This window comes from Arthrobacter sp. 131MFCol6.1 (assembly GCF_000374925.1).
Taxonomy (GTDB): Bacteria; Actinomycetota; Actinomycetes; order Actinomycetales; family Micrococcaceae; genus Arthrobacter.
On record NZ_KB895547.1, the window covers coordinates 33,831 to 58,915 of the forward strand.

Annotated in this window: 23 protein-coding genes; 4 read left to right on the plus strand and 19 right to left on the minus strand. The window is 69.7% G+C overall.

Features of this window, described 5'->3' with window-relative positions:
* Positions 1–24: 24 nt before the first annotated feature.
* The 5 genes from C566_RS0113275 to C566_RS0113295 form a co-directional block, all read right to left on the minus strand.
* A complete protein-coding gene (locus tag C566_RS0113275) occupies positions 25–819 on the minus strand; it encodes a glycosyltransferase (RefSeq protein WP_018774835.1) in 795 nt (264 codons plus the stop codon).
* Positions 816–2,387 (minus strand): bifunctional PIG-L family deacetylase/class I SAM-dependent methyltransferase, encoded by a 1,572-nt coding sequence (locus C566_RS0113280; RefSeq protein ID WP_018774836.1) that lies wholly within the window; start codon positions 2,385–2,387, stop codon positions 816–818. Before C566_RS0113280 ends, C566_RS0113275 begins: the two co-directional genes overlap by 4 nt.
* Positions 2,381–3,487, minus strand: coding sequence for an acyl-CoA dehydrogenase family protein (locus tag C566_RS0113285; protein WP_018774837.1), 1,107 nt, complete (start codon positions 3,485–3,487; stop codon positions 2,381–2,383). The genes C566_RS0113280 and C566_RS0113285 overlap by 7 nt, the downstream gene beginning before the upstream one ends.
* Positions 3,488–3,704: 217 nt before the next feature.
* Entirely contained in the window at positions 3,705–4,382 is a 678-nt protein-coding gene (locus C566_RS0113290) for an O-methyltransferase (protein ID WP_018774838.1), read from the minus strand.
* Positions 4,383–4,466: 84 nt separating this feature from the next.
* Positions 4,467–4,832 (minus strand): thiamine-binding protein, encoded by a 366-nt coding sequence (locus C566_RS0113295; protein ID WP_018774839.1) that lies wholly within the window; start codon positions 4,830–4,832, stop codon positions 4,467–4,469.
* A 178-nt stretch (positions 4,833–5,010) separates the two neighbouring features.
* Here C566_RS0113295 and C566_RS0113300 point away from each other — a divergent pair, with 178 nt between their 5' ends.
* Both C566_RS0113300 and C566_RS0113305 read left to right on the plus strand, forming a co-directional pair.
* Entirely contained in the window at positions 5,011–5,643 is a 633-nt protein-coding gene (locus C566_RS0113300) for a TetR/AcrR family transcriptional regulator (RefSeq protein WP_018774840.1), read from the plus strand.
* Between the two features lie 17 nt (positions 5,644–5,660).
* Positions 5,661–6,077: a YkvA family protein gene (locus C566_RS0113305; RefSeq protein ID WP_018774841.1), complete on the plus strand. Its 417-nt coding sequence runs from the start codon at positions 5,661–5,663 to the stop codon at positions 6,075–6,077.
* Positions 6,078–6,119: 42 nt separating this feature from the next.
* On the opposite strand, the gene C566_RS21490 is transcribed toward C566_RS0113305, so the two are convergent.
* The 5 genes from C566_RS21490 to C566_RS0113330 form a co-directional block, all read right to left on the minus strand.
* Positions 6,120–6,389 carry a hypothetical protein gene (locus C566_RS21490; protein ID WP_018774842.1) on the minus strand — a complete coding sequence of 90 codons (270 nt, stop codon included), beginning with the start codon at positions 6,387–6,389 and terminating at the stop codon, positions 6,120–6,122.
* Between the two features lie 106 nt (positions 6,390–6,495).
* Complete coding sequence (locus C566_RS0113315) at positions 6,496–6,807, minus strand: AzlD domain-containing protein (RefSeq protein WP_026266674.1); 312 nt, start codon at positions 6,805–6,807, stop codon at positions 6,496–6,498.
* Positions 6,804–7,613, minus strand: coding sequence for an AzlC family ABC transporter permease (locus C566_RS0113320; RefSeq protein WP_018774844.1), 810 nt, complete (start codon positions 7,611–7,613; stop codon positions 6,804–6,806). Before C566_RS0113320 ends, C566_RS0113315 begins: the two co-directional genes overlap by 4 nt.
* Positions 7,574–8,020, minus strand: a complete 447-nt coding sequence (locus tag C566_RS0113325) for a DoxX family protein (protein WP_018774845.1) — start codon at positions 8,018–8,020, stop codon at positions 7,574–7,576. Before C566_RS0113325 ends, C566_RS0113320 begins: the two co-directional genes overlap by 40 nt.
* 96 nt (positions 8,021–8,116) lie before the next feature.
* On the minus strand, positions 8,117–9,016 hold the full coding sequence (locus C566_RS0113330) for a glycerophosphodiester phosphodiesterase (RefSeq protein ID WP_018774846.1): 900 nt from the start codon (positions 9,014–9,016) through the stop codon (positions 8,117–8,119).
* Positions 9,017–9,066: 50 nt separating this feature from the next.
* Between C566_RS0113330 and C566_RS0113335 the strand changes: the two genes are divergently transcribed.
* Complete coding sequence (locus C566_RS0113335) at positions 9,067–10,404, plus strand: DUF445 domain-containing protein (RefSeq protein ID WP_018774847.1); 1,338 nt, start codon at positions 9,067–9,069, stop codon at positions 10,402–10,404.
* Between the two features lie 24 nt (positions 10,405–10,428).
* Here the strand turns inward: C566_RS0113335 and C566_RS0113340 are convergent, their stop codons facing one another.
* The 7 genes from C566_RS0113340 to C566_RS0113370 form a co-directional block, all read right to left on the minus strand.
* The gene (locus tag C566_RS0113340; RefSeq protein WP_018774848.1) at positions 10,429–11,652 is read right to left on the minus strand and encodes an MFS transporter; all 1,224 of its coding nucleotides are present in this window, start codon (positions 11,650–11,652) and stop codon (positions 10,429–10,431) included.
* 63 nt (positions 11,653–11,715) lie between these two features.
* Positions 11,716–12,561 carry a respiratory nitrate reductase subunit gamma gene (gene narI / locus C566_RS0113345; protein ID WP_018774849.1) on the minus strand — a complete coding sequence of 282 codons (846 nt, stop codon included), beginning with the start codon at positions 12,559–12,561 and terminating at the stop codon, positions 11,716–11,718.
* Positions 12,562–12,563: 2 nt separating this feature from the next.
* A complete protein-coding gene (gene narJ / locus C566_RS0113350) occupies positions 12,564–13,184 on the minus strand; it encodes a nitrate reductase molybdenum cofactor assembly chaperone (RefSeq protein WP_018774850.1) in 621 nt (206 codons plus the stop codon).
* The gene (gene narH / locus C566_RS0113355; RefSeq protein ID WP_051082320.1) at positions 13,181–14,905 is read right to left on the minus strand and encodes a nitrate reductase subunit beta; all 1,725 of its coding nucleotides are present in this window, start codon (positions 14,903–14,905) and stop codon (positions 13,181–13,183) included. Before narH ends, narJ begins: the two co-directional genes overlap by 4 nt.
* On the minus strand, positions 14,905–18,615 hold the full coding sequence (locus C566_RS0113360; protein ID WP_026266675.1) for a nitrate reductase subunit alpha: 3,711 nt from the start codon (positions 18,613–18,615) through the stop codon (positions 14,905–14,907). Before C566_RS0113360 ends, narH begins: the two co-directional genes overlap by 1 nt.
* 115 nt (positions 18,616–18,730) lie before the next feature.
* Positions 18,731–19,480, minus strand: coding sequence for a LamB/YcsF family protein (locus C566_RS0113365; protein WP_018774853.1), 750 nt, complete (start codon positions 19,478–19,480; stop codon positions 18,731–18,733).
* Positions 19,471–20,376, minus strand: a complete 906-nt coding sequence (locus C566_RS0113370; RefSeq protein ID WP_018774854.1) for a hypothetical protein — start codon at positions 20,374–20,376, stop codon at positions 19,471–19,473. The genes C566_RS0113365 and C566_RS0113370 overlap by 10 nt, the downstream gene beginning before the upstream one ends.
* A gap of 126 nt (positions 20,377–20,502) precedes the next feature.
* On the opposite strand from C566_RS0113370, the gene C566_RS0113375 reads away from it, so the two are divergent.
* Complete coding sequence (locus tag C566_RS0113375; protein ID WP_018774855.1) at positions 20,503–21,846, plus strand: MFS transporter; 1,344 nt, start codon at positions 20,503–20,505, stop codon at positions 21,844–21,846.
* 58 nt (positions 21,847–21,904) lie between these two features.
* On the opposite strand, the gene C566_RS0113380 is transcribed toward C566_RS0113375, so the two are convergent.
* Positions 21,905–24,235 carry a glycoside hydrolase family 65 protein gene (locus C566_RS0113380; protein ID WP_018774856.1) on the minus strand — a complete coding sequence of 777 codons (2,331 nt, stop codon included), beginning with the start codon at positions 24,233–24,235 and terminating at the stop codon, positions 21,905–21,907.
* A 63-nt stretch (positions 24,236–24,298) separates the two neighbouring features.
* Positions 24,299–25,042, minus strand: coding sequence for an HAD family hydrolase (locus C566_RS0113385; protein ID WP_018774857.1), 744 nt, complete (start codon positions 25,040–25,042; stop codon positions 24,299–24,301).
* Positions 25,043–25,085: the final 43 nt, after the last annotated feature.

Here is a 25,085-nt window from a genome sequence, read left to right on the forward strand (position 1 = left end):
CCCGGTCCCGGCGTCAATGAATCTTCAGCCGGCAGGCGGCAGCAGGTGGCCCAGGCTCCGGAGGTAGGTGCCAAAGCCGTGGGGTGCCCGGGCATGGGTCCGGCCGGAGGTCATGACCCTGATGCTGTCCGTTGCCGTGACCGTGAAGGCGCGGCTGCGGAGGCTGTGCACCAGGGTCCGGTCTTCTTCGGAGGTGACCCGGGAGAACCCTCCGGCGGCGAGATAGGCGGAAGCCCGGACCCCGAAATTCGCGCCATAGATGTGGGGGTGGTCCTCGCGGAAGGGGTGGCGTTCGTGCCAGCGCCGGAGCAGTTCAGGGTCCATCCCGGCGGGGTCCGGTTCCACGGAGCCCAGCACGGCGTCGGCCCCGGCGTCGGCGAACTCCAACTGGCGCACCAGCCAGTTCTCCGGCACCCGGGAGTCGGCGTCGGTGTTGGCCAGCCAGGTCCGGCCGGCCCAGGGCGGCGGCGTCCAGCGCTGGCCGGGCGGCCGCCGCCGGGTCACGCCGATGCCGGAGGCCCGGACGCCCGCGGCCCGGCTGGCGCCGGCGCTGCGGTAGCTGACCTCCAGTGCGCTGAACCGCGGGTCCGAGGCTGCGAAGCGGGCCGTGACGGCGGCGGAGCCGTCCGTGCAACTGTCCAGCACCACCGTCACACGGGTGTCGACGTCGGACCTGACCCTGCGCAGGGCGTCCGCGGACCGCTGAACGGCCTCCAGCGCCAGTTCCAGGTGGTTTTCTTCGTTGTTTGCGGGCATGACGACGGCGACCCGGTCGATGCGGTGCCCGCGCGGCAACGGCAACGCCGCCACCGGGGTCACCGCATCCGTTCGGGGCCGCCCAGGCCCGGCCCGGCACCCGGTGCAGCGTCCGGCGCAAGGAACACCTCGAGCACAAAGTCGCGCTCCTGGTAGGTCCCGCCGCCGGCCCACCCCAGGTGCCGCCGGGCCGCGGCGTGGACCGCGTCGCCGTCGAGTTCCCAGCCGGAAATGGGGTGCCGCCAGTGGCACAGTGCGAGGGTTCCGCCAGGCATGAGCGAGCCTTCAATCCGGTCGAACAGTCCGGCAAGCTCTGCCGGCGAGAGGTAGTAGCCCACCTCTGAAATCACGATCAGGTCGAACGATCCGTCCGGCCATTCGTTCGGGACGGTCAGGTGGCGCGTCGTTGCCGCGGGCAGGTGCTCGAGCCGCCTGGCAGCATGGTCCAGGGCGGTGCCGCTGGCGTCGACGGCGAGGAAGCTTCCGCACCGCGGCGCGAGTTCCACGCTCAGGGTCCCGATGGAGCAGCCGATCTCCAACCCGGCCGTGTAGCTGCTGCCGGGCAGCGCGGCGAGCGTGAGGGTACGTTTGCGCTGCTCGTACCAGCTCGAGGTGTACTGCCACGGGTCCTCCTCCCGGGCGTGGACCGCATCGAAGACGCGCTCCGCGTCGCCCGCGGCGAAGGGCCGTGGGGACCCGTCATCGCCCGGGCCGTCCGCACGGGCGACCGCCGGGATGACCGACGGCCCGTCAGCCGGGCCGTCGGCCGGGGCGGCCGCTGGGTGCCAGGCAAACGTCTCCCAGGTCCGCTCAAAATGCGCCAGGAAGGCTGGAGGCAGGAGCACCTCGTCGCCCGGCAGCCCGGAGAGCGGGCGCACCTGGGACACATGTGCCGCCATCGCGGCGGCCTTGGACTCCAGCTCCGCCGGGCGCAGCGGCAGCCGGAACCAGCCACGCCATGCCCCGCCGGCCGGGTCGTCAGGTCCGGCCGGGCCGGCCATCCCGACCGGGACGTCGCCGTCGTCCTGTCCGTCTGGTGCCGCCCACAACCAGTACCAGATGGGGTATTCGAGGAGAGCGTGGCCCGCCGCGGCGCTGAGCTCGGCGGCAACGGATCCGAGGACGTCGTGGTCGGTGTGCCCGTCGGAACGGTAGGGCGCCACGAGAACGACCTCGCCGGCCGCGCGCCCGCATGCGGCCCTCGCCTCCCGGACCGCCTCCCGGACCGCGGCCCGGATCTCTTCCCGGCGCCCGGCCAGCTGTCCGTCGGGCAGGCCCAGGCACTGCCACGCTGTGTCCCCGGCCCCGTTCCCGGAAAGGCGTTTCAGGGCGTCGCCGAACTCCTGCAGCCGGACCGCGGCGAGCTGTTCCGGCGTCGTCGTGGGCGAGTCGGGGTGGGATCCTTCCCCCGCCGTGCACAGCACCACGCGGACCGTAGCGCCGACGGAGTGCAGCCTGGCCAGCAGCCCGCCGGCCCCGAGCGATTCGTCGTCCGGGTGGGCGGCCAGGACAATGAAGGCCCGGCCGGCGAGCGCTGCGTCATCCAGCGGCAGGTCCGGCAGCCCGGCGGCACGGCTGCCGGCCCAGGCGGCCTCGGACGTCCCGGCATCGTTGTGGGTGAAAGTCACCATGGGTTGCTTTCGGCCAGCGCCAGGGCGCCCAGCTGCGCGTCGTCGCGCATCGCGTGGTGCTGGCGGATGTACAGGGCGAGATCGGCCATCCGTTTTCCGTAGCGCTCATCAAAGGCGAGCGGGGCCGGACCGAGATTTTGGCTCACGAGCGTCTGGACGCGTTCGACGGCGGTGGCAACGCTGCCGCGCACACGCAGGGCTTCCTTCCACGCACCGCGGTCCGAGAGCTCCCCGGCGTCGATCCTCGCGGCCGTGCCGGCCAGGTAGGCGGTCAGGGCGGCCAGCGTTCGGTCAATCTCACCGAGGTGGGCAAGCGCAATCTGGTCCGGTTCCCGTCCGCCGTCGGCGGCGTGCCGCAGGGAGTCAGCGAAGCTGCGCGCCACGGCGATGGCGCCGCCGAGCCAGCAGGCGGCCACGCCCATGCCGCCCCAGGCGAAACCCGGACGCTGATAATACCAGCCGGCGCCGCCGAGGGGCACGGCTGGAACGGCCTCGAAGTGGACTGTTCCGCTGGGAATCTCGCGCAACCCGCGGCTGGTCCACTCCGGATTCGCGAAGCCCACGCCGTCCGCGTGGAGGTCGACGGCGAAGGCGGCCCGGCCGCCTGCCTCCAGATGGGCCGTCAGCACGGCATGGTCCAGCTGTGCGGCGAGCGAGCACCAGGGCTTGGACCCCTGCAGGATCCAGCCGTCTGAGGATTCCTTGGCTTCAAGCCGCAAACCGGGCGCCTCGGCGGCGAACACTCCCCAAGTCCCCTCGAAGTCGGTATCGTCGGGATCCGGGCAGGCCCGGCCGTGCTGTGCGGCGTCGTCGCCGGCCTGGGCCAGGATCGCCACGGCGTCCAGTTGTGGTTCCAGCACACGTCCGGCGGCGACATCGACGGCGGTCACTGAGGCCAGAATCTCCCACAGGAACGCGGTCCGGCCGTCCCCGGGTTTGGGCGCCGCCGCCGCTGCCGACTTGGCCAGCTCCAGCAGCGCCGGGACATCGCCGACGGCGGCCTGCGCCTCGGACAGCAGGGGGCTGATCGTCTCCAGGTCTGCGGCCGCGGAGCTGATCCGGACAGGTAGGGGGTGGTGGGAGATGGGGATCCCGTTCATTTCGACTGCCTGTGTTCCTTCGGGCTGGGCTGATTCGGGCTGTGCGGATCGGGAGCGGGCCCGGCCACGTGGCTGAAGTCCTGCGCGTCCGCGGCCGCGCCGCCATCGCTGGCGCCGTCGACAAGCAATCTAAGCATACTTAGCACTTGGGGGTTACCGGGCGCTTCACGGGGTCCGCTGACGCAGGCGCCCGTGCACCCTGGCGGACATTCTGTGCCTAGCGGACGATCGCGAGGGCGAAGCCGTCCCAGCCTTTCGAACCCACGGTCTGGATCACGGTGCCGTCCAGCCGCGGGTCATCGCCCATCATCTGGAGCGTGCTGATGATTCCGGGGGCGTTGACCGGGTCCATCGACGCGTCCAGCACCGCACCTTCCCACACGACGTTGTCCACCACGATGGTGGTGCCGGGCCGGCCAAGCCGGATGGCCCAGTCCAGGTAGTGCGGGTTGTTTTCCTTGTCGGCATCGATGAACACGAAATCGAAGGGCGGTCCGGCCTCCCTTTCCAGTTCGGGCAGGGTGTCCAGCGCCGCGCCGACCCGGATGTCCACCTTGTGGCCCAGCCCGGCGTCGTCAACGTTGGCGCGCGCGACGCGGGCGTGCAGGGGGAGGTATTCGCAGGTGACCAGCCGGCCGTCGTCGGGCAGCCCCTGGGCCAGCCAGATGGTGCTGAATCCGGCCAGCGTGCCGATCTCCAGGACGCGGCGGGCGCCGGAGAGCTGGACCAGCAATTTCAGGAGTTTGCCGGCGTTGGGGGCCACTTCGATGGGCGGCATGCCTGCCTCAAGGGCGCTGGTCACGGCGCGCTTGAGGGAACGGTCCGGGCGGACCACTGCGTCCGAGAGGAAGTTCTCGACGGCGACCCAGCCGGGGGTGGACTGATGCTCGATCATGCCCCCAGTGTTCCAGCCGCCCGGGCCCGGCGGTACCCCTCCGGGCGCGGTTCTCCCGCCCGGGTTTCGGCGTGCGGTCCGGCCCTAGGTTCCGGGCCGGGCAGGAATTTGCGGCCCGGTCCCGCCGGCGCCCTGGCCGTCGATGGCGTTTTCCAGCCGTTCCACCTTGCCGGTCAGCTCACCGCTGTAGCCCGGCCGGATGTCCGCCTTGAGGACCAGCGAGACGCGGGAACCGTAGGCGCCCACCGCCTCCGTGGCCCGCTTGATGACGTCCATGACCTGGTCCCACTCGCCCTCGATCTCGGTGAACATGGAACTTGTCCGGTTGGGCAGGCCCGACTCCCGGACGATCCGCACCGCCGCCGCGACGGCGTCGTGGACCGACGCGTCGCCGGGCGCCTGCCCGTTGGCGGGGTCACCGGAGGGTGCTACGGAGAATGCGACCAGCATGTGGTGGTTCCCTTCACTCAGTCGGGACAGCCGGGGCGAAAATTTCCAAGGCTGCCCTGCACCAGTCTTTCATGTGATTCCACCCCGGCAGCGGCCGGGCGCACCCCGGCCGCCGTCACATAACTCACTACCCGCCGGTAACAGGTTCGCGCACCCTCAGCATTGCTACCCTAGGCAAATGAACCGGGCAGTAGACCGCAGGCCGCTCCGCGCAGATGCGGCGCGCAACGTGGACAAAATCATCGCCGCGGCCCGCCAGTGCTTCCGCGAGCACGGTCCCGAGGTTCCGCTGCAGACCATTGCCGTCACCGCCGGGGTGGGTCCTGCCACCCTTTTCCGGAATTTCGCCGACAAGGAAGAGCTGGTGCTCGCTGCCCTGAACCAGCAGCTCCGGCTGCAGGTGGATCCGGCCATCGATGAGGCCCTGGCCGATCCTGACGCCGCTGCGGGGCTCTTCCGGGTCATCGATGCCACGATGCGTGTTGCCAGCGAAGAGGCCAACCTGCTGGGAGCCGTCGCGGGCCGGCGCGGGCTGCTGACCGGCATCACGGGCGGCCTGATTGAATCCATCGCCGTGCTGCTGGGCCGGGGCCAGGGGCAGGGCACCCTGCGCAGCGACATTTCCATGACGGACATGATCCGCCTGCTGGCCATGCTGATCGGCGTCGTGGACACCATGGAGCCGGGCTCCGACGCGTGGCGGCGGCCCGTGGCGCTGGTTGAGGACGCCATCCGGACGGAGCGGCCGGACCGGGCGTTGCCGCCGCAGGCCCCGCTGACGGGCACCGCGTTCGACGCCGTTCTCGGCTAGGGCCATATGATCTAGCCATGGGATGGGAAACTGTTGCCGGGGTCATCGGCGGCGTACTGGCGGTCTATGCCGTCCTGCTGTTGCTGCTGTGGGCCTATGCCCGGCGGCACCCCGAGACCGTCACTATGAAAGACGCCTTGCGGCTGTTGCCGGACCTGCTTCGGCTGATCCGCCGCCTGCTGGCGGACCGGTCGGTGGCGGTGGGGGTCCGGGTCCGGCTGGCACTCCTGCTCGTCTACCTGGCCTCCCCGATCGATCTCGTTCCGGACTTCATTCCCGTGATCGGGTACGCAGACGACGTCGTGATCGTGGCGCTGGTGCTGCGCTCGGTGGTCTCCCGCGCCGGGGCCGACGCCGTCCGGCGCCACTGGCCGGGCACCCCGGAAGGCCTGGCCGTCATGCTGCGGCTCGCCGGACTCGGGACGCCGGTCTAAGCGCCGGAACCTGCAGGTGCCCCGGCGGCCTGGTGCCCGGCGCTAGTCTTCGGCCGGCTTTTCCTTGGCCTCGAGAAGGTGCTGCTGAAGCTTCTCTTCGGCTTCCCGACGGCGGCGGGACATTTCGCGCATTTCCCGGGTGGACTCAGCCCCGCCGGAAACATACGGCTCGTGCTGCTTGGAGCGCTGGTCCTTGCGCGGCTCCGCAGCCTGCCCGTCGGCGGCCTGCTGCTCCGCGGCCTGCGGCTCGGCGGGCTGCCCGTCGGCGGCCTCGTTTTCGGCAGCGGGCAGCTCGCCGTCGTGTTCAGTCATGTTCGAATGCTCCCACGCGATCCCGGCACCAAGTAGGGACTAAAGACCGTTCCGGCCGCGCCCAGCCGGCCGGCGGTCCAGCGCGGTCAGCCGTCCCACGGGCGGGTCAGTCCCAGCCCAGCGCCCGGAGCCCGGCGGCTGCGGCCGCGCCGGCTATCACCACCACCAGGAACGGCGCGCGGAACCACAAGGCGATGCCCGCCGCCGCCAGTGCGCCCAGCCGGGCGTCCAGGACGAGCGACTGGCCGGAGGCGACGGCATTGACCACCGTCAGGGACGCCAGCAGCCCGATCGTCATGGTCCCGGCAATCCTGGACATCCGCGGGTTGCGGAGCAGGCTGGCCGGCACCAGGTAGCCGAGCAGCTTCCAGGCGTAGGCGAGCAGGCAGGAGAGCAGCAGCCACATCCAAAGGTTCATGCGTCGTCTCCGGTGCGGTCGCCGCGGGGATCGCGGGCAGGGTCGTGGTGGAGGTGCGCGTGGTCCTCAGCGTAGGGATCGACGTCCGGTTCCAGGCCCTCGTCGCTGCGGCCGTGGCTGAACCAGCCGATCCCTGCCGCGACCACGGCAGCAACGAGGATCGGCACTCCCGGGGGCACGAACGGCACGGCGAGCACGGTGGCCAGCGCGCAGACCACCGCGATTGCCACAGGTTCCCGGCCTTTCAGTCGCGGCCAGAGCAGTCCCAGGAAGGCCGCCACGGCTGCCCCGTCGAGTCCCCACTGCTTGGGATCCCCAAGTGCCCCGCCGGCCAGGGCGCCGAGGGCGGTGAACAGGTTCCAGAGGACGAAGACTCCGATTCCGGCGGTCCAGAAGCCGCGCTTCTGCTCGTCGGGGTCCGTCTGCCCGGTGCTGGTGGCGGTCGACTCGTCGATGGTCAGCTGGGCAGCGGCAAACTTCCGCCACCCACGCGGCTGCAGCAGGGCATTGATCTGCATGCCGTAGATGCCATTGCGCATGCCCAGCAGCGTCGCGGCGCCCATCGCGGCGACGCCGGACCCGCCTCCGGCCACCACGCCGATGAAGGCGAACTGCGAGCCGCCACTGAACAGCAGCAGGCTCAGGGCCATGGTCTGCCAGAAATCCAGGCCGGAGGTTACGGACAGCGCGCCGAAGGAGACGCCGTAGAGACCGGTGGCGATGCTGATCGACAAACCGATCCGCACCGCCGGTGACTGCAGGATTTTCACGGGCGCCGGTTCCGCCGCGTCAGGGTCCAGGCCCATGCGATGAGGGGCGCCTGGAGCGGGAGCCGCAGGGTGTGCACGCGTCGCCGGCGCGGCGAGCCCTCCGGCCCGTAGGCCTTGCGCAGGGCGTCCACGTGGCCGGAGAGGAAGGCGGCGAACAGCGCCGTGACGCAGCCGGCGGCGGCCCTCCGGGTGGCCGGGACCAGGAGCCCGACGGCGGCGGCGGCTTCCAGCAACCCGCTCACTGCCACCCATTCCTCACGGGACAGGACGGCCAGGGGCCCGTTCGGCTGCTCGCCGGAGTCATCCCGGCACAGGAGGTCAGGAACCACCGGGTGGAAAAATTCAGGCTCGCGGAAGTGCTTGGCGGCGCTGGTGAGCAGCAGCGCGCTCATCGCTGCCGCGGACAGCGTCTGGAGGTCCAGGACGGGCCGGCGAAATGGCATGCAACAACTCAACCACAGCGGCCACGCCGGCCGTAATCCGCCGGGGACGCAAGGGAGGTGAAGGTGTCCGCCAGGATCCGCGGAGCGGCCAGGCGGCTACCGCGGGGGCCGGCTGTCCGCCATGAGCTGGGACAGGACCTGGGCCGGCCAGTTGGTGGTGACCTCCTGGATCCCGAGTCTCCGGCACCGTTCGACGTCGTCCTCGGTGTCGACCGTCCACACCCGGCACCGCAACCCCGAGGCGAGCCAGCGCTGAACGGCCGGGCCGTGCGCGCGGACGTACCCGATTCCGGGCCCGGCAATGCCCGCCTCGGCCGCCCCCAGGATCCGTTCACCCTCAGCCTGGGCGGCCTTCATCACATTGGCCAACGCACCGCCGGTCAGGGCACCGAGGCCCAGTTCCTCCCGGATGTCCGCCACATTGACGTCGTCCACGAGCTGGCAGACGGCCGCCGCCGGGACGGACTCCAGGAGGTGTTTTACGGAGTCGGGGCTAAAGCTCATGAAGGAAACCGTGATGTTGTCCAGCATCGACGTCCGCGGATCCCAGCCGTGGGCCCGCAGGACCTCGAGGGCCCGGTCCTCGAGTCTGAGCTGGTACGGGCTCGGGTGTTTGAACTCGATCGCCAGGCCGATCCCGCGGCCCGCCGCGCGCAGGATGTCGAGCAGGTCCGGCAGGGTCAGGAACTGCCCGGACTTGGCACCGTAGGCCTCCGGGATCCGCACTCCCTTCCAGGAGGAGAAGTCGAGTTCCTGGAGCTCTTGCAGGGTCCGGTCGGCCACCTGGCCGGTGCCGTCCGAGGTGCGGTCCAGGGTGGCATCGTGCAGGAGCACCACATGCTGGTCCCGGGTCAGGTGTACATCGCATTCCACACCGTCGGCGCCGTCGGCGATTGCCTGCAGGTACGCGGCCCGGGTGTGCTCGGCGAAGGTTCCGCTGGAGCCGCGGTGGGCATAGACCAAAGGCCGGGCGGCGGCAGGCTCGTCAGTCGTCATGGTGCCACGTTAGCGGACCGTCCGTTTCCGTGGCGGGCTAGGCTGGGCTCATGCAGGTGAATACTGAGTCAACTTCCGTGACCGGCGCCGCGGGACGTCCGGGCGGAGCCCGGCCGGACGGTCCCCCCGGCCAGCGTCCCGCTGCCTCCAGCGACGTCGAGAAGGCCGCGGCGCTGCGCCGGATGAAGCTCCTGGCCCTCTCGCTCCTGGTCGTCATGGCGGTGATCTTCATCATCGCGTTCGCCCTGCAGAAGCAGTATCCCGGGCTCGAATACGTCCGCGCCGCGGCCGAGGGCGGCATGGTCGGGGCCCTCGCGGACTGGTTCGCCGTCACGGCCCTGTTCAAGTACCCCATGGGCATCAAGATCCCCCACACCGCGATCATCCCGCGCCGTAAAGACCAGATCGGCGCCTCGCTGGGCGAATTCGTGGAAACCAATTTCCTCTCCGAACAGGTGGTCCAGGAGAAGCTGGCGTCCGCAGACATCGCCCGCAAGGCCGGCGCCTGGCTCTCCAGCCCGGGCGGCCCGGACCGGGTCGCCAAGGAGGGTGCCGCCGTCATCCGTGGCGCGTTCAAGGTCCTCAACGACGACGACGTCCAGGCCGTGATCGAGTCCATGGTCCGCAAACACCTGCTCACCCCGCCGTGGGGCCCGCCGGTGGGCCGGCTCGCCGAGCGGATCTTCGACGACGGGCACCACCATGCACTGGTGGACCTGCTGGTGGACCGCACCGTGGACTGGGTGCGCGACAACCAGGAGACGGTCAACCGGCTGGTCACCGACCGGTCCCCGACGTGGGTGCCGTCGTTCGTGGACGGGCTGGTGGGCGACAAGGTGTACGTGGAGATCCTCAAGTTCACCCGCGCCGTGCAGTCCGATCCGCGGCACCAGGTCCGCCTCTCGATCGACAAGTACCTCAAGGAACTCGCGCAGGACCTGCAGCATGATCCGGTCATGATCGCCCGCGCCGAGGGCATCAAGGCACAAGTGCTCGGTGACCCGGAGGTCCGCGAGCTCGCCTCCCGCACCTGGGACACCATCAAGACGGCCCTGCTCACCGCCGTCGATGACCCGCACAGCGAACTGACCGTCAAATTCAAGGCGGCCGTGCATGACTTCGGCACCCGGCTGCTGGTCGATCCCGAGCTCGCCGGCAAGGTGAACGCCTGGATCGGCGACGCGGCCGGCTACCTCGTGAAGACCTACCGCTCGGACATCGCGGGGGTCATCACGGACACCGTGGCCCGCTGGGACGCCGAGGAGACGTCCCAGAAGATCGAACTGCAGGTCGGCAGGGACCTGCAGTTCATTCGGATCAACGGCACGGTGGTGGGTGCCCTGGCCGGGCTGGCCATCTTCACGCTGGCCACCCTGCTGTTCGGCTAGCCATCCTCCGCGGACCGGCGCCGGCTAGGCGGCGACGACCTTCGCCTTGGGCCGGCCCTGCATGGCGAACACGGTGAAGGCCAGGGCCGCGAGCGCGGTGACGACGAGCAGCAGCAGCCCGATCGAGTAGCTGTGCGTTGCGGCGTCATAGGTGGCACCCATGATCAGCGGCGGGAAGTAGCCGCCCAGGCCTCCGGCCGCGCTCACCACCCCGCTGATGCTGCCGACCTTCCCCTGCGGCGCGAGCACGCCCACCCAGGCGAACACCCCGCCCGTGCCCAGGCCCAGCGCCGCCGCCATGGCGACGAACGTCAGGCCGGCGGGGACGTCGCCGTCGGGCTGCAGGTTCACCACCCAGGCGAGCACGGCGACGCCGGCGAGCGCGACGATCACCACGGGCTTGGGACCGATCTTGTCGGCGAGCACGCCGCCCACCGGCCGCGCCAGCACGGCGGCGAGCGCAAACCCCGCCGTTCGGGCGCCGGCCGCGCTGGGATCGAAGCTGTAGACATCCCGGAGGTACGTGGGCAGATACGTGGCGAAGGAAACGAAACCACCGAAGAGGACCGCGTAGAGGAAGCACAACTTCCACGTGACCGGGGTCTTCACGGCGTCGATCAGCTTGGGCATCACGGGCGCGTTGCTGCGGGTCCAGCCCGGTGCCTCCTTCAGTCGGAACCAGATGATGGCGGCCATGACCGCCAGGATCGCGGCGATCAGCAGATGGGTGGGAAAGTAGCCGATTGCGGCGACAAGCCGGGGGTTCAGGAAGGCCGCCAGGGCCGTTCCGCCCATGCCCGCGCCGAAGACGCCGGTGGCGAAACCCCGCCGGGCAGGCTCGTACCAAGCGCTGACGAAGGGGATCCCGACGGCGAAGACGGTTCCGGCGACCCCCAGCAGCACGCCGGCACCCAGCACCAGGGCGAAGGAGTCGAGGCTGCCGCCGACGGCCACCAGCAGGATCGGGACGATGGAGGCCAGCAGGACAAAAGTGAACATGGCGCGGCCGCCATACTTGTCCGTCAAGGTGCCGACGACGATCCGCCCCAGGGAGCCGACGAAGACGGGCATGGCCACGAGCACGCCAGTGGTGGCCGGATTGAGGTGCAAGTGCTGGGTGTAGTACGCGCTCAGCGTGGCGATGGAGTTCCAGGCCCAGAAGCACACCACGGAGGTCGAGGTGGCGAGCGTCAGGTTGAGCGCCCGGCCCGCAGGGGCGGCGACGGGCGGGGACACTGCTCCGGCCACGGTGGTCTCCTTCCTCGTTTCAGCAACGCAGTTCAGTAACGCTCCTTCGGCTATGGCACGGAGTCACCGGTTCCTGGTGTCCCGGTCACGGGTTCCGACGGCGGACCAGCCCCGCCGCGCGCCGGCCGTGGAGCTCCGGGCGCCGGCAGCGCCGGCTGTGCCTTTGGCCCCGGCACCGCCGGTGTCCCGGTCCCGGGAGCGGTAGACGATGTAGGGGCGGAAGAGGTAGTGGAACGGGGCCGTAAAGGCGTGGACCAGCCGGGTGAACGGCCAGATCACGAACAGTGCCATGCCCACGAGGGTGTGCAGGTGGAAGGAAAAGGGCGCCGCGGCCATGTCGGCGATGTCGGGCTGGAAAATGAACAGGGATCTGAACCACGGGGCCACGGTCTCGCGGTAGTTGTGCCCGTGCTCGCCCTCGAAGACACTGGCAAGCGTGGTCCACAGCCCGAACACAATGGCCGCGGTGAGCACCACGTACATGGTCTTGTCATTCCCGGTGGTGGCCATGAAGACCGGTCCGGTGGTCCGGCGGCGGTAGATCAGCAGGAGGATCCCGCCCAGCGTTCCCACCCCGGCGATCCCGCCGACCAGCAGGGCGTTGAAGTGGTAGAACTCCTGGCTCATCCCGGCCGCCTGGGTCCATGCCATCGGGATGACCAGGCCAAAGAAGTGACCCGCGATCACGGCGAGCAGGCCGAAATGGAATAACGGGGACGCGATCCTCAGCAGTTTGGACTCATAGAGCTGGGAGGACCTCGTGGTCCAGCCGAACTGGTCGTATTTGTAGCGCCAGACGAGTCCGCCGACAAGGACCACCACCATGACGTACGGCAGCACGCCCCACAGCACGATGTCCAGTGCAGAGAGTCCGACGGCGGATCCGGGTTCCGCTTCGAATGCCAGCATGGTCAGGCCCCCTTCACCGGCAGCAGGCGCGGATCGTAGGGGTCCAGGCCCACGGCCTCGGTGGGCGGGCCGTAGCCGGCCATCCGCATGACGGCCTGCTCGTCCGCCGGGGATTTCCCGGGCAGTGTGGCGCAGACGGCCTGCAGGATCCGGGCGTGCGGCAGCCCGTCCCGGAGCAGCCCGAAGCGGAGCATCTCCAGGCTGGCCCGGAAGCGCGTCAGCAGCCCGCGGCCGGCGGCGAGGTCCACCAGCGCGGCGTATTCGAGGACCATCGGGAGGTAGTCGGGCAGTTCGCCGTGGGTGTCCACCAGGATGTCGCTTTGCCGGTAGGTCTTCTTGAAGTTGCCCAGAACCTCGCCGCGGCGCCGGGTGTCCCCGTCCGTCCAGTAGGACAGGTGCAGGGCGTGGCGCTTTCCGAGGTCGAACTCGCGCACATACTGGGACTGGAGCTGGATCGGCGGCGTGGACTCCAGCTGGTCCAGGACCTCCACGAAGTCCGCCGTGGCGCCGGGGAACTCGGCCAGCGCCGCCCGCATCAGCGGGACCCGGCCGGTCAGTTCCTCGTCCGGGTAGGACAGGCACCAGGCCGCGGCGAGGTAGAGGACCTGCTGGCGGCGGGTCATGGCTGCTCCCCCGCCGGAGGGGAGTCCACGGACCCCGCCGGTTTCGGCGGCGGCGGTTTTTCCGGAGGCGCCTTCTCCGGAAAGATCCCGGAGGGTGCGCCCGTGCCGTCCCAGTTCAGCAGGTTCACCCTGCCGCGCAGGGTGGTTTCGCCGGGTGCGGAGCCGGAGGTCTGCCGGTCCCGGAGGGCGTTGAAGGTTTCCACCGCCACGGGGACGGGCCGGCCGCTGGCTTCGCCGAAGTGGGCCGTATCCTGCATGCCCGGCCCGCCCTCGAAATCGAGCGAACAGCCCATCTCCTCGAGATCGTGCGCCTGCTCCACGTGGGCCTTCGGGATGACATAGCGCTCCTCGTACTTCGCGATCGCCATCAGCCGGTACATCTCGTACATGCTCTGGCTGTCCATCCCCACGGCCTCCGGGATGGCGTCGTCCGGGTCGTTGCCGAGGCTGATGCCGCGCATGAAGGAGCGCATGGCCGCGAGCTTCTTCAGCACCGCGGTGACCCGGTCCGCGTCGCCGGCGGTGAAGAGTTCCGCGAGGTACTCCACCGGGATGCGCAGCGCGTCGATGGCGCCGAAGAGGTTGCCGGCGTCCTCGCCGTCGTGCCCCTGGTCGCGCAGCAGGTCCACCACGGGTGAGAGCGGCGGCACGTACCAGACCATCGGCATGGTCCGGTATTCCGGGTGCAGCGGCAGCGCCACCTTGTAGACCTTGGCCAGGGCGTAGACCGGCGAGCGCCCGGCGGCGTCGATCCAGTCCTCCGGGATGCCCTGGGCCCGGGCCTCTGCCTGGACGGCGGGGTCGTGCGGGTCCAGCAGGACGTCCATCTGGGCGTCGTAGAGTTCCTGCGGGTCCGTGACCGAGGCCGCCGCGGTGACGGCGTCGGCGTCGTACAGAAACAGCCCCAGGTACCGCAACCGGCCCACGCAGGTCTCCGAGCAGACGGTCGGGAGCCCCACCTCCACCCGCGGGTAGCAGAAGGTGCACTTCTCGGCTTTGCCGGTCTTGTGGTTGAAGTAGATCTTCTTGTAGGGGCAGCCGGTGACGCACTGGCGCCAGCCGCGGCACTTGTCCTGGTCCACCAGCACAATCCCGTCCTCCACCCGCTTGTAGATCGCGCCGGAAGGGCAGGAAGCCATGCAGGACGGGTTCAGGCAGTGCTCGCAGATCCGCGGCAGGTAGAACATGAAGGTTTGTTCGTAGGCGAACTTGATCTTGTCCTCGGATTCCCGCCGGACCTTCTCCACGATCGGGTCCAGGTGGCCGTTCTCGGTGGAGCCGCCGAGGTCGTCATCCCAGTTCGCGGACCAGGTGATCTTGGTGTCCTCACCGGTGATCAGGGACTTGGGCCGGGCCACCGGGAAGTCATCACCCAGGGGCGCGTCAACGAGGGTTTTGTAGTCGTAGGTCCAGGGCTCGTAGTAGTCCTTGAGCTCGGGCTGGACCGGGCTGGCGAAGATCCCGCAGAGCTTCTTGACCCGGCCGCCGGCTTTGAGCACCAGTTTGCCGTGCTTGTTCAGCGCCCAGCCGCCGTGCCACTTCTCCTGGTCTTCGTAGCGGCGCGGATAGCCCTGGCCGGGGCGGGTTTCGACGTTGTTGAACCAGACGTATTCGGTGCCCGCACGGTTGGTCCAGGCCTGCTTGCAGGTCACGGAACAGGTGTGGCAGCCGATGCATTTGTCCAGGTTCATGACCATGCCCATTTGAGCCATGACACGCATCAGTACTGCACCTCCTGGGAACGACGCCGGACGGTTGCCACCATGTCGCGCTGGTTTCCGGTGGGGCCGAGGTAGTTGAACGCGTAGGACAGCTGGGCGTAGCCGCCGATCAGGTGCGAGGGTTTGACCAGCAGCCGGGTCACGGAGTTGTGGATGCCGCCGCGCCGCCCGGTGGCCTCGGACTTCGGCACGTCGATGGTGCGTTCCTGCGCGTGGTGGACGTAGACCACGCCGGCCGGCATCCGGTGGCTGACAATCGCCCGGGCCACCAGGACGCCGTTGATGTTCAGGCACTCCACCCAGTCGTTGTCCTGCACTTCGATGGCCGCCGCGTCGGCGGGGCTCATCCAGACCGTCGGCCCGCCGCGGGAGAGCGAGAGCATTAGCAGGTTGTCCTGGTATTCGGAGTGGATGGACCATTTGGAGTGCGGGGTCAGGTAGCGGACCACCACCTCCATGGCCCCGTCCTGGCCGAGTCGGGGTTCGCCGAAGAGCTTGTGCATGTCCAGCGGCGGCCGGTAGATCGGCAGCGCCTCGCCGATGTCCCGGATCCAGTCGTGGTCGAGGAAGAAGTGCATCCGGCCGGTCAGGGTGTGGAAGGGCTTGAGCCTTTCGACGTTGATGGTGAACGGGGCGTAGCGCCGCCCGCCCGTTTCGGAGCCGGACCATTCCGGGGAGGTGATCACCGGGACCGGTCCCGCCTGGGTCTGGGCGAAGGTGATGAATTTTTCCTCGGACCCCTCGGCCAGGTCCGCCAGTTTCCGCCCGGTGCGGAGTTCCAGGTCCTTGAAGCCCTGCACCGACAGCGCGCCGTTGGTGGTGCCGGAGAACGCCAGGATGGCCTCGGCCATTTTCGCGTCGGTGTCGATCGCGGGGCGTCCGTCCGCGGCTCCGCCCAGCATCACCCCGTTGGAGCGGCCGAGCCGGTCCAACGCTCCAGCGAGTTTGTAGGTGACGTTCTTGACCGTGAAGCCCAGTTTGTCGGCCAGCGGCCCGACGGCGGCGAGCTTGTCCGCGATGGCGGTGTAGTCCCGCTCCACGACGGAAAAGATGGGCATGTTCTGCCCGGGGACCGCGGGGATGGACGTGTCCCGCCAGTCGCGGACGATCCCGCCGGGCTGGGCGAGCTGGCCGGGGGTGTCGTGCTGCAGCGGCACGCTCACGAGGTCCCGGCGCACGCCGAGGTGGGTTTTGGCCTGCCGGGAGAACTCCTGGGCCAGCAGGTGGAACATGTCGAAGTCCGTTTTGGTCTCCCAGGGCGGGTCGATCGCCGGGGTGAAGGCGTGCACGAACGGGTGCATGTCGGTGGAGGACAGGTCGTGCTTCTCGTACCAGGTGGCGGCCGGGAAGACGACGTCGGACAGGAGCGTGGTGGAGGTCATCCGGAAGTCCGCGGAGACCAGCAGGTCCAGTTTCCCTTCGGGCGCCTGGTCGTGCCATTTCACGTCCCGGGGTTTGAGGCCTTCGGCGTGGTCCTCGCCGAGGACATTGTTGTGGGTTCCCAGCAGGTTCCGCAGGAAGTATTCGTTGCCCTTGGCGGAGGAGCCGAACAGGTTCGAGCGCCACAGCACGAGGGTCCGCGGCCAGTTTTCCGGGGCGTCCACGTCCTCGATCGCCGGGTTCAGGGTGCGGCTCTTCAGGGCATCGGCGATGTAGCCGGCGGCGTTCGTCGCGGTGCCGGCGGCGACGGCCGCCTCGGCCTCGTCCGCGAGGTCCAGCGGGTTCCGGTCGAACTGCGGGTAAAACGGCATCCAGCCGAGCCGGGCGGACTGGGCGAGCGCGTCCGCGGTGTGCATGCCGTCCAGGGCCCCGGTGGAGAGCGGGGACTTCAGCGCATCCGCGGAGTAACCGTCCTGCCGCCACTGGTCCGTGTGCATGTACCAGTAGCCGGTGCCGATCATGGTCCGCGGCGGCCGGGACCAGTCCAGGGCATTGGCCAGCGACAGCCAGCCGGTGACCGGCCGGGTCTTTTCCTGGCCGACGTAGTGCGCCCAGCCGCCGCCGTTGCGGCCCATGCAGCCGGTCAGCATCACCAGGGCCAGCACCGCCCGGTAGGTGGTGTCGCCATGGAACCACTGGCAGATCCCGGCACCCATGATGATCATGGACCGGCCCTTGGACTGTTCGGCGTTGCGGGCGAATTCGCGGGCCACCCGGATGCAGGCCTGCGCCGGGACGGAGGTGATCTCCTCCTGCCAGGCCGGCGTGTAGGGTGTCGCGGCGTCCTGGTAGCCGGCGGCCCAGTCCCCCGGGAGCCCGTCGCGGCCGACGCCGTACTGGGCCAGCATCAGGTCGAAGACGGTGGTGACCAGCTGGCCTTCCACCTCCAGGACGGGCACGCCGCGCCGGAGCACGCTGCCGTCCCCGCCGGCGTCCTCGAAGCACGGCAGCAGGATCTCCGCGCTTTCCCCGGAAACCTCGCGGAGCGACAGGGCCGGTTCAATCCCCTCGAGGTCCAGGTTCCACTTGCCCTCGCCGCTGTCTGAGTAGCGAAAGCCCAGGGAGCCGTTGGGGACCGCCGGCAGCCCGGTCTTCTTGTCGAACAGGACGGTGCGGAACGCCGCATCCTCGGCCCCGGCAGCGGCCGGGAGGTCCCGGGCGGTGAGGAACTTGGCCGGGGTCAGGGAGCCGTCGTCGCGCCGTTCGAGCCGGACCAGGAACGGCAGGTCGGTGTACTGGCGGACGTAGTCGGCGAAGAACGGCACCTCACGCTCGACAAAGAATTCCCTGAGCATGACGTGCCCCATCGCCATGGCCAGGGCGGCGTCGGTTCCGGCCTGTGCGGGGAGCCATTCGTCGGCGAATTTTGTGTTGTCCGCGTAGTCCGGGCTGACCGTGACCACCTTGGTGCCGCGGTAGCGCACCTCGGCCATCCAGTGCGCGTCCGGCGTGCGGGTCACGGGGACGTTGGAGCCCCACATCATCAGATACCGGGCGTCCCACCAGTCCCCCGATTCCGGGACGTCGGTCTGGTCCCCGAAAACCTGCGGGCTGGCCACGGGGAGGTCGGCGTACCAGTCGTAGAAGGACGTCATCACCCCGCCGATCAGCTGGATGAAGCGGGTCCCCACGGCGTGCGAGACCATGGACATCGCGGGGATGGGCGAGAAACCGGCACAGCGGTCCGGGCCGTAGGCCTTGATGGTGTTCACGTGCGCGGCGGCGGCGATTTCGATCGCCTCCTGCCAGGAGATACGCACCAGGCCGCCCTTGCCGCGGGCCTGCTGGTAGCGGCGGCGCCGCTCAGGGTCGCCCACGACGTCGGCAAAGGCCAGCACCGGGTCACCCAGCCGGGCCTTGGCCTCGCGGTACATCTCGACGAGGACGCCCCGCGCATACGGAAAACGCACCCGGGTGGGCGAATAGGTGTACCAGGAGAAGGCCGCGCCGCGCGGGCAGCCCCGCGGCTCGTATTCCGGGCTGTCCGGGCCCACGGAGGGGTAGTCGGTCTGCTGGGATTCCCATGTGATGATGCCGTCCTTGACGTACACCTTCCAGGAGCAGGAGCCGGTGCAGTTCACCCCGTGCGTGGACCGGACCACCTTGTCGTGGCTCCAGCGGTCCCGGTAAAAGATGTCGCCCTTGCGGCCACCCTCGCGGAACACCGCCCTGCCGTCCTCGGTCTGGTCCCATTTCGTAAAGAATCGGCCCAGCTTCAACATTGCATCCGAGGCGGGTCCGTCCAACCCCGCGGCGCCTCCGGCAGTCATGCCCTCAAGCTAAGGGGCACATTCCGGGCCGGATAGGGCCTTAGGACACTGGGGCCGCCCCGGGCCCGCGGTTGCCGGGGCGGCCCGGCCGGCACGGCTGTTCAGTGCCCGCGGTTCAGGCGAAGCTCTCCAGCTCGACGCCGGCGGCCTCCAGCGCCACACGGATTGCCGCCGCCGTGGCAACGGAGCCGGGCGTGTCCGCCCGCAGGCACAGCGAGTGCGGCTCGATCCGGAGCACGGTGCCGTCGACGGCCTCGATTTCGCCCTTCGTGGCGAGCCTGACCGCCCGCTCGGCAACCTGTCCGGCGTCGAGGATCACGGCCCCTTCCTCCGTGCGCGGCACGAGAGTGCCGTCGGGGAAGTAGGCGCGGTCCGCGAAGGCCTCGGAGAAAACGGGGTGCCCGGCTTCCTTGGCGATTTCCAGCAGGGCTGAGCCGGGGAAGCCGAGGACGGGCAGTCCGGGATCGTAGGCCTGGATGGCGGCGATCACGGCGGAGGCCTGCTCGGCGTCATGCACGGTCCGGTCGTAGAGCGCCCCGTGCAGCTTGACGTAGTCCACCGAGGCGCCCACGGCATGGGCGACGCCGTCGAGCGCTCCGAGCTGGTAGAGGACGGCGCCGAAGAGATCGTCAAAGGTCATGTCCAGCGAGCGCAGGCCGAAGCCGGCCAGGTCCGGGTAACCGATGTGGGCGCCGACGTTGACGTCGAGTTCGTACGCCGCCCGGCAGGTGTCCAGCATGGTCACGGGGTCGCCGGCGTGCATTCCGCAGGCCACGCTGGCGCTTGTGACCAGCGGAAACATCGCGGCGTCGTCGCCCTTGGTCCAGGTCCCGAAGGACTCCCCCAGGTCAGTGTTCAGATCCAAAACGTGCCGCCGTCCTTCCTTGAAGTCTTCGGCGCGCCGCTGCCTGGGGTGCCGCCGCCCTGAGTGCCGCTGTCCGGGGCTGAATCCGGCTGCGCGTCCAGGGACGTGTCGTAGAGCGCGGCCGGCCCGGTGGTGTCCGCCAGGGCCTGCAGTTCGCCCGGGATCGTGTCCGGGAGGGGCCCGAACGCTTCCTTGGCGTTCGCGACGACGGCGCGGCCCATCACACGGTTGCCGACTCCGCCGACGACCGCGCCGACGCCGAAGGGCAGGGCACGGCCAAGCAGGGCAGTGCCCTGGGTCTTGAGCAGGGAGCGCAGGAACATCGTCTGGATCTTGGCCCGCACGGTACCGAAGCCGGCGAGGGGCATGCTCCGGGTGAAGGCCGTAGTCCAGGCCTGCGACGGCCCCCTGCCCCGTCCCGCCGCTTGCCCGCTCAGCGAGCTCAGCAGCTGTGTGCCTTCCTCGCCCAGCATGATCGCCATCACCAGGGTGCTGGCCCTGTCCGGATCCACCATCCGGACGCCGTGCAGTTCAGCAAGCGCCGTGGAATACAGGGCGGTGGCTTCGAGGAACCCGACGGCCGCGGCGGCCGAAAGACCGAGTGCCGCCGCTGTTCCGACGCCCGGAATCACCGCCGCCCCGCCGACCAGCGCACCGCCGCCGGTGACGGCGAGCAGGTAGTCGCGCTCCAGGATGGCGGCGAGCTGGGCCGCCGTGGCCTGCGGGTTCCTGCGCTGGAGCCTGCGGATATTGGCCAGCACCAGGGGCCGCTGGACTTCGACCGCCCGCAGGAGCACCTTGTGGAGTCCGGGCCGGGGCCGGCCGGCGGCGTCGAACATCGCACTGTGGGCTGTTTGCTGGGCAACCTTCATTGCCGGGTTGCTGCGCTTGGCCATGATCGCCTCTCGTCGGAACCAAAAAAGTAAGTTCACTTAACACTAGGGCACGGCCCGGCAGGCGGGTCGCCGATGGACCCCGGAGTGTTCCAGCCCGGCCGCGCGGCTGGCTACTAGACTGGGCCCATGCCCGCCCTGCGAGCCCTCCGCCCCTTCGCGCACCGGGAGTACCGCGTGCTGATCACGGCGCTGGCCATCTCCATCTTCGGTTCCGGGATGTGGGCCGTCGCGATGGTCTACGAGGTGATCCACCTGGGCGGCGGACCGCTGGAGCTCTCGGTCGTGGCCGCGGCGGGCAGCGTCGGGCTGGTGACGTTTCTGCTGGCCGGGGGCATCGCCGCGGACCGCGTACCCCAGCGGCTCCTGATCATCGCGGTCGAGGGCGCCAACCTCGCCGTCGTTGCCACTGTCAGCGGGCTTGCCATGGCCGGCTTGCTCGAGCTGTGGCATCTGGCGCTGGGGGCCTTCGTGCTCGGCGTCGGGGCCGCGTTCTTCTTCCCCGCCTACTCCGCCATCCTGCCGCGGATCCTGCCGCCCGAGGACCTGCTCGCGGCCAACGGCCTGGAGGGGACCATGCGGCCGCTGTTGCAGCAGGCCGCCGGACCGGCCGTGGCGGGCATCCTGGTGGCGGCCCTGTCCCCTGCCTACGCCGTCACCGGTGTTGCGGCCTGCCACCTGCTGGCCTTCGCCATTTTGAACCTCCTCCACCGCCAGCCCGCGGCAGGGGCGGAAGTCCAGGATGGACAAAGCCAACGGGCCAAGACGTCCCTGCGCCACGACCTCCGCGAGGGCGTCAGCTACACCGTCCGGACGCCCTGGCTGCTGTGGACCCTGCTCTGGGCGTGCATTTCGGTGCTGTTCCTGATCGGCCCCATCGAGGTCCTGGTCCCGTTCGTGGTCCGGGACCAGCTCGGCGGGGACGCGCGCATGTTCGGCTTCCTGCTCGCCATCATGGGCGTGGGCGGCGCCGCAGCCTCGCTGGCCACGGCTTCTTTTCCCCTTCCGCGCCGCTACCTCACCGTGATGATGGTGTCTTGGGGCGCGGGAAGCCTGCCGATCGCCGCCGTCGGAATCATGGACAGTTTCTGGGCCGTGGCGGCCGCCCTTTTCATCTTCGGCGCCACCGGCGGCGTGGGCATGGTGATCTGGGGAACCTTGCTCCAGCGCCGGGTGCCGCCGCATCTGCTCGGCCGCGTCTCGAGCCTGGACTTCTTCGTGTCCCTGGCCCTCATGCCGGTCTCCATGGCACTGGCCGGCCCGGCCGCCGAGGTGTTGCCGCTGTGGCTGATCTTCCTCGTCGCCGGGACCGTGTGCCCGGTGATGGCCGTCGTCGCGATGGTGGTGGCGCGGATGCCGGCCGATGAACTGGCCCACCCGCTCGCCGACGGTGACGACTTCGCGGATGCCACGGCCCCTGGCGAATCCTCCGGGTCCGGGCAGCCCGGCCCAGAGCAACGCGGGGTCACCTAGAGCCCATGTTCGGGGGGATTTTGGGCTGTAAGTGACCCCGCGTTGCTTCGGCGGCGGCTCAGACTGCGGCGCGCACCACCGGGATCGACGACGTCGGAAGGCCGCTGGGGAAGATGGTCGGTTCCGGGGCGGTGACGGGCGCCAGCGGGACCCGGACCGGGCCGCCATCGACCGTGAGCAGTTCCCCGCGCACGTCGACCTGCAGCGGCGCGCCGTCACGGACGGTCAGGCTGATCGAATCCTGCTCGAGCCCGACGTGCAGGAGCCTGCCCTGGATCTTCAGATGGAACTCGAGTCCGTCCCATTCGGCAGGCAGCCGCGGATCGAAGTACGGTACCGCACCCTGGTCCCGCAGCCCGGCGAAGCCGCTGACCAGCGAACTCCACACCCCGCCGGTGGAGGCGATGTGGACGCCGTCGATCGTGTTGCCGTGGGTGTCGTCGAGGTCGATGAACAGGGCGTGGGTGAAGTGGTCCAGCGCGGCCTTGCCGTAGCCGACCTCGGCCGCCATGATGCCCTGGACGCAGGCGGACAGCGTGGAGTCGCCGGTGGTGATGGGGTCGTAGAAATCGAAGGCGCGGCGCTTTTCCTCGGCGGTGAAGTCCTGCCACTGCAGGAACATGGCCAGCACGGTGTCGGCCTGCTTCAGGACCTGGTGCCGGTAAATCACCAGCGGGTGGAAGTGCAGCAGGAGCGGGTACTTGGACCGGGGCGTGGTCCAGTCCCACGGTTCCAGGGTCATGAAGTCGTTGTCCTGGGAGTGGACCTGGAGGTCCTCGTCGTAGGGCAGCTGCATGCGGTTGGCGGCCTGCTCCCAGAGCTGGCGTTCTGCGTCGTCGATCTCGGGGTGGTCCAGCGCCGCCGCGGCGCGCAGGTTGAAGCGCGCCATGACGTTTGTGTACAGGTTGTCGTTGACGACGGCGGTGTACTCGTCAGGGCCTGTGACGCCGTGGATGTGGAACAACCCGTCCTTGCCGAAGAAGCCGAGCGAGACCCACATCCGGGCGGTCTCGATCAGCAGATCGGAGCCCAGGGTGGCCTGGAACTCGGTGTCCCCGCTGGCCCAGATGTACCGGTTGGTCGCGAAGGCGATCGCGGCGGCGATGTGGAACTGCGCGGTGCCGGCCGCGTAGTAGGCGCTGGCCTCGAGTCCGTTGATGGTGCGCCAGGGGAAGAGGGCGCCGTCAACGCTGAGCTCCTTGGCGCGGATCTTCGCCTCCGGCAGGAGGTCGTGCCGGAATTCCAGGACCTGGCGGGCGTTGCCCGGGTTGGTGTAGGTCAGGTAGGGCAGCAGGTACACCTCCTGGTCCCAGAAGTAGTGGCCGTCGTAGCCGGAGCCGGACACGCCCTTGGCCGGGATGCCGGCCACATCGGCGCAGGCCGTGGCCTGCGCGAGCTGGAAGAGGTTCCAGCGCACGCCCTGCTGGAGCTCGGTCTGGCCCGCCAGGACAATGTCGCTCGTGCTCCAGTAGTCGCGGTAGTGGTCCTCGCTCTGGGCGAAGATCTCGCTGACCGGTTTGAGGCTGGCTTCGGCGCTGTCGGCGAGGTCCTCGGCGGCCTGGCCCACGGCGTAGCTGACGCTCTTCTCCAGCACGAACGGTGCGTCCGCGCTGACGGCGAGCACATAGCGGACGCTGCTGTCGTCCTGGTCCACCTGGGTATCGAACGGCTGCACGCCGGCCGAGGTCCAGTGATCCACGGCCATCCCGAGCCGCTGCTTGGATTCCGAGGCTTCCCAGGACAGGCGCAGGGAGCCGTCCCCGCCGTCAAGCCGCAGGGGCAGCAGCACCCGCCCGGCGTGGCGGCCGGCGCGGCGCGGATCATGGGCGGAGTGGTCCTCCACCGGCTGGTCCTGGCGGTTGATGACCGAGGACGTGACGTCCGCGGAGATATCCCGGTCGGCCGCCACCTCGAGGCTGATGCCCAGCGCGCCGCGGGATGCGTAGCCGACGGCGCGCCGTTCGGTGGTGGTCACGGTCGCACCGGAACGGCACTGCCAGGTGATCCGGCACTCGTAGATACCCGTGGCGAAGTCCACCGAGCGGCGGTAGTCCAGCACAGTGGACTCATCCAGGCTCAGCGGCTCGCCGTCGATGATGACGGTGAAGTTGTTGGCATCCGGGACATAGAGGATCCGCTGGCCGGTGCGGGCGAAGCCGTACGCGTTTTCGGCGTGCTTGATGTCCCACGTCTCGTGGAAGCCGTTGATGAAGCTGCCCGGAAGTTCGGCGTCCGCGGCACCCCAGTGCGCGCCGCGGATGCCCAGGTGCCCGTTGCCGAGGCTGAACAGGGTCTCCAGGGTGCCGGCATTGCCGGGGAGGTGGACGGTCTCGACCAGCTGCCAGGGATCGTTGGGGAACCGGGCGCGGTCCGAGGTGATGAGAGCCATGGTTTAGGGGATTCCTTCGGCGGGAGTGGGCAGTGGGCGGGGCGGTGGGGTGAGCGGGCCGGGCTAGAGCAGTTCGGCGAGGTCGTTGACCACGACCGTGGCGCCGGCGTCGAGCAGGGTCTGCCGGCCGGCGCCGCGGTCGACGCCGATCACCGAGCGGAAGTCTCCCGCGCTGCCGGCCTGGACGCCGGAGACGGCGTCCTCCACCACAACGCACTCCTGGCTCGGCAGGCCCAGAAGCCGCGCGGCGTATTCGTAGGTGGCCGGGCTGGGCTTGCCGGGCAGCCCCTCGGCGACGGCGACGACGCCGTCGACCACCACCGGGAAGTAATCGGACAGGCCGGCGGCCTTCAGCACGGCAGGGGCGTTGCGGGAAGATGATACGACGGCGAGCTTGAGCCCGCGGGCCAGCGCGGCCTCAACCAGCCGGACGGAGCCCTCGTAGGGCTGGACTCCGCCGGCCTCGACGATGTCGTTGAAGACCTTGTTCTTGCGGTTGCCGAGGCCGTGGACGGTGTCATGCGCGGGCTCGTCGTCCGCCGGGCCCTCGGGCAGCACAATCCCGCGGGAGGCCAGGAAGTCCCGGACGCCGTCGAACCGCGGCTTGCCGTCGATGTGGTCGAAGTAGTCGCTCTCACGGTACGGCGCGGCCCCGGGGACCGAGGCCAGGAAGCCGTCGAAGAGCTGCTTCCAGGCGTGCTCGTGCACCACAGCGGTGGGGGTCAGGACGCCGTCGAGGTCAAAAAGGATGGCGGATGCACCGGAGAGCGCACCGGCGAGGCCGGAGGTATCGGGAACTACAGTCATGAGGCGAGGTCCTTTCAGACAACGGGCAGGCAGGACGGTCTGG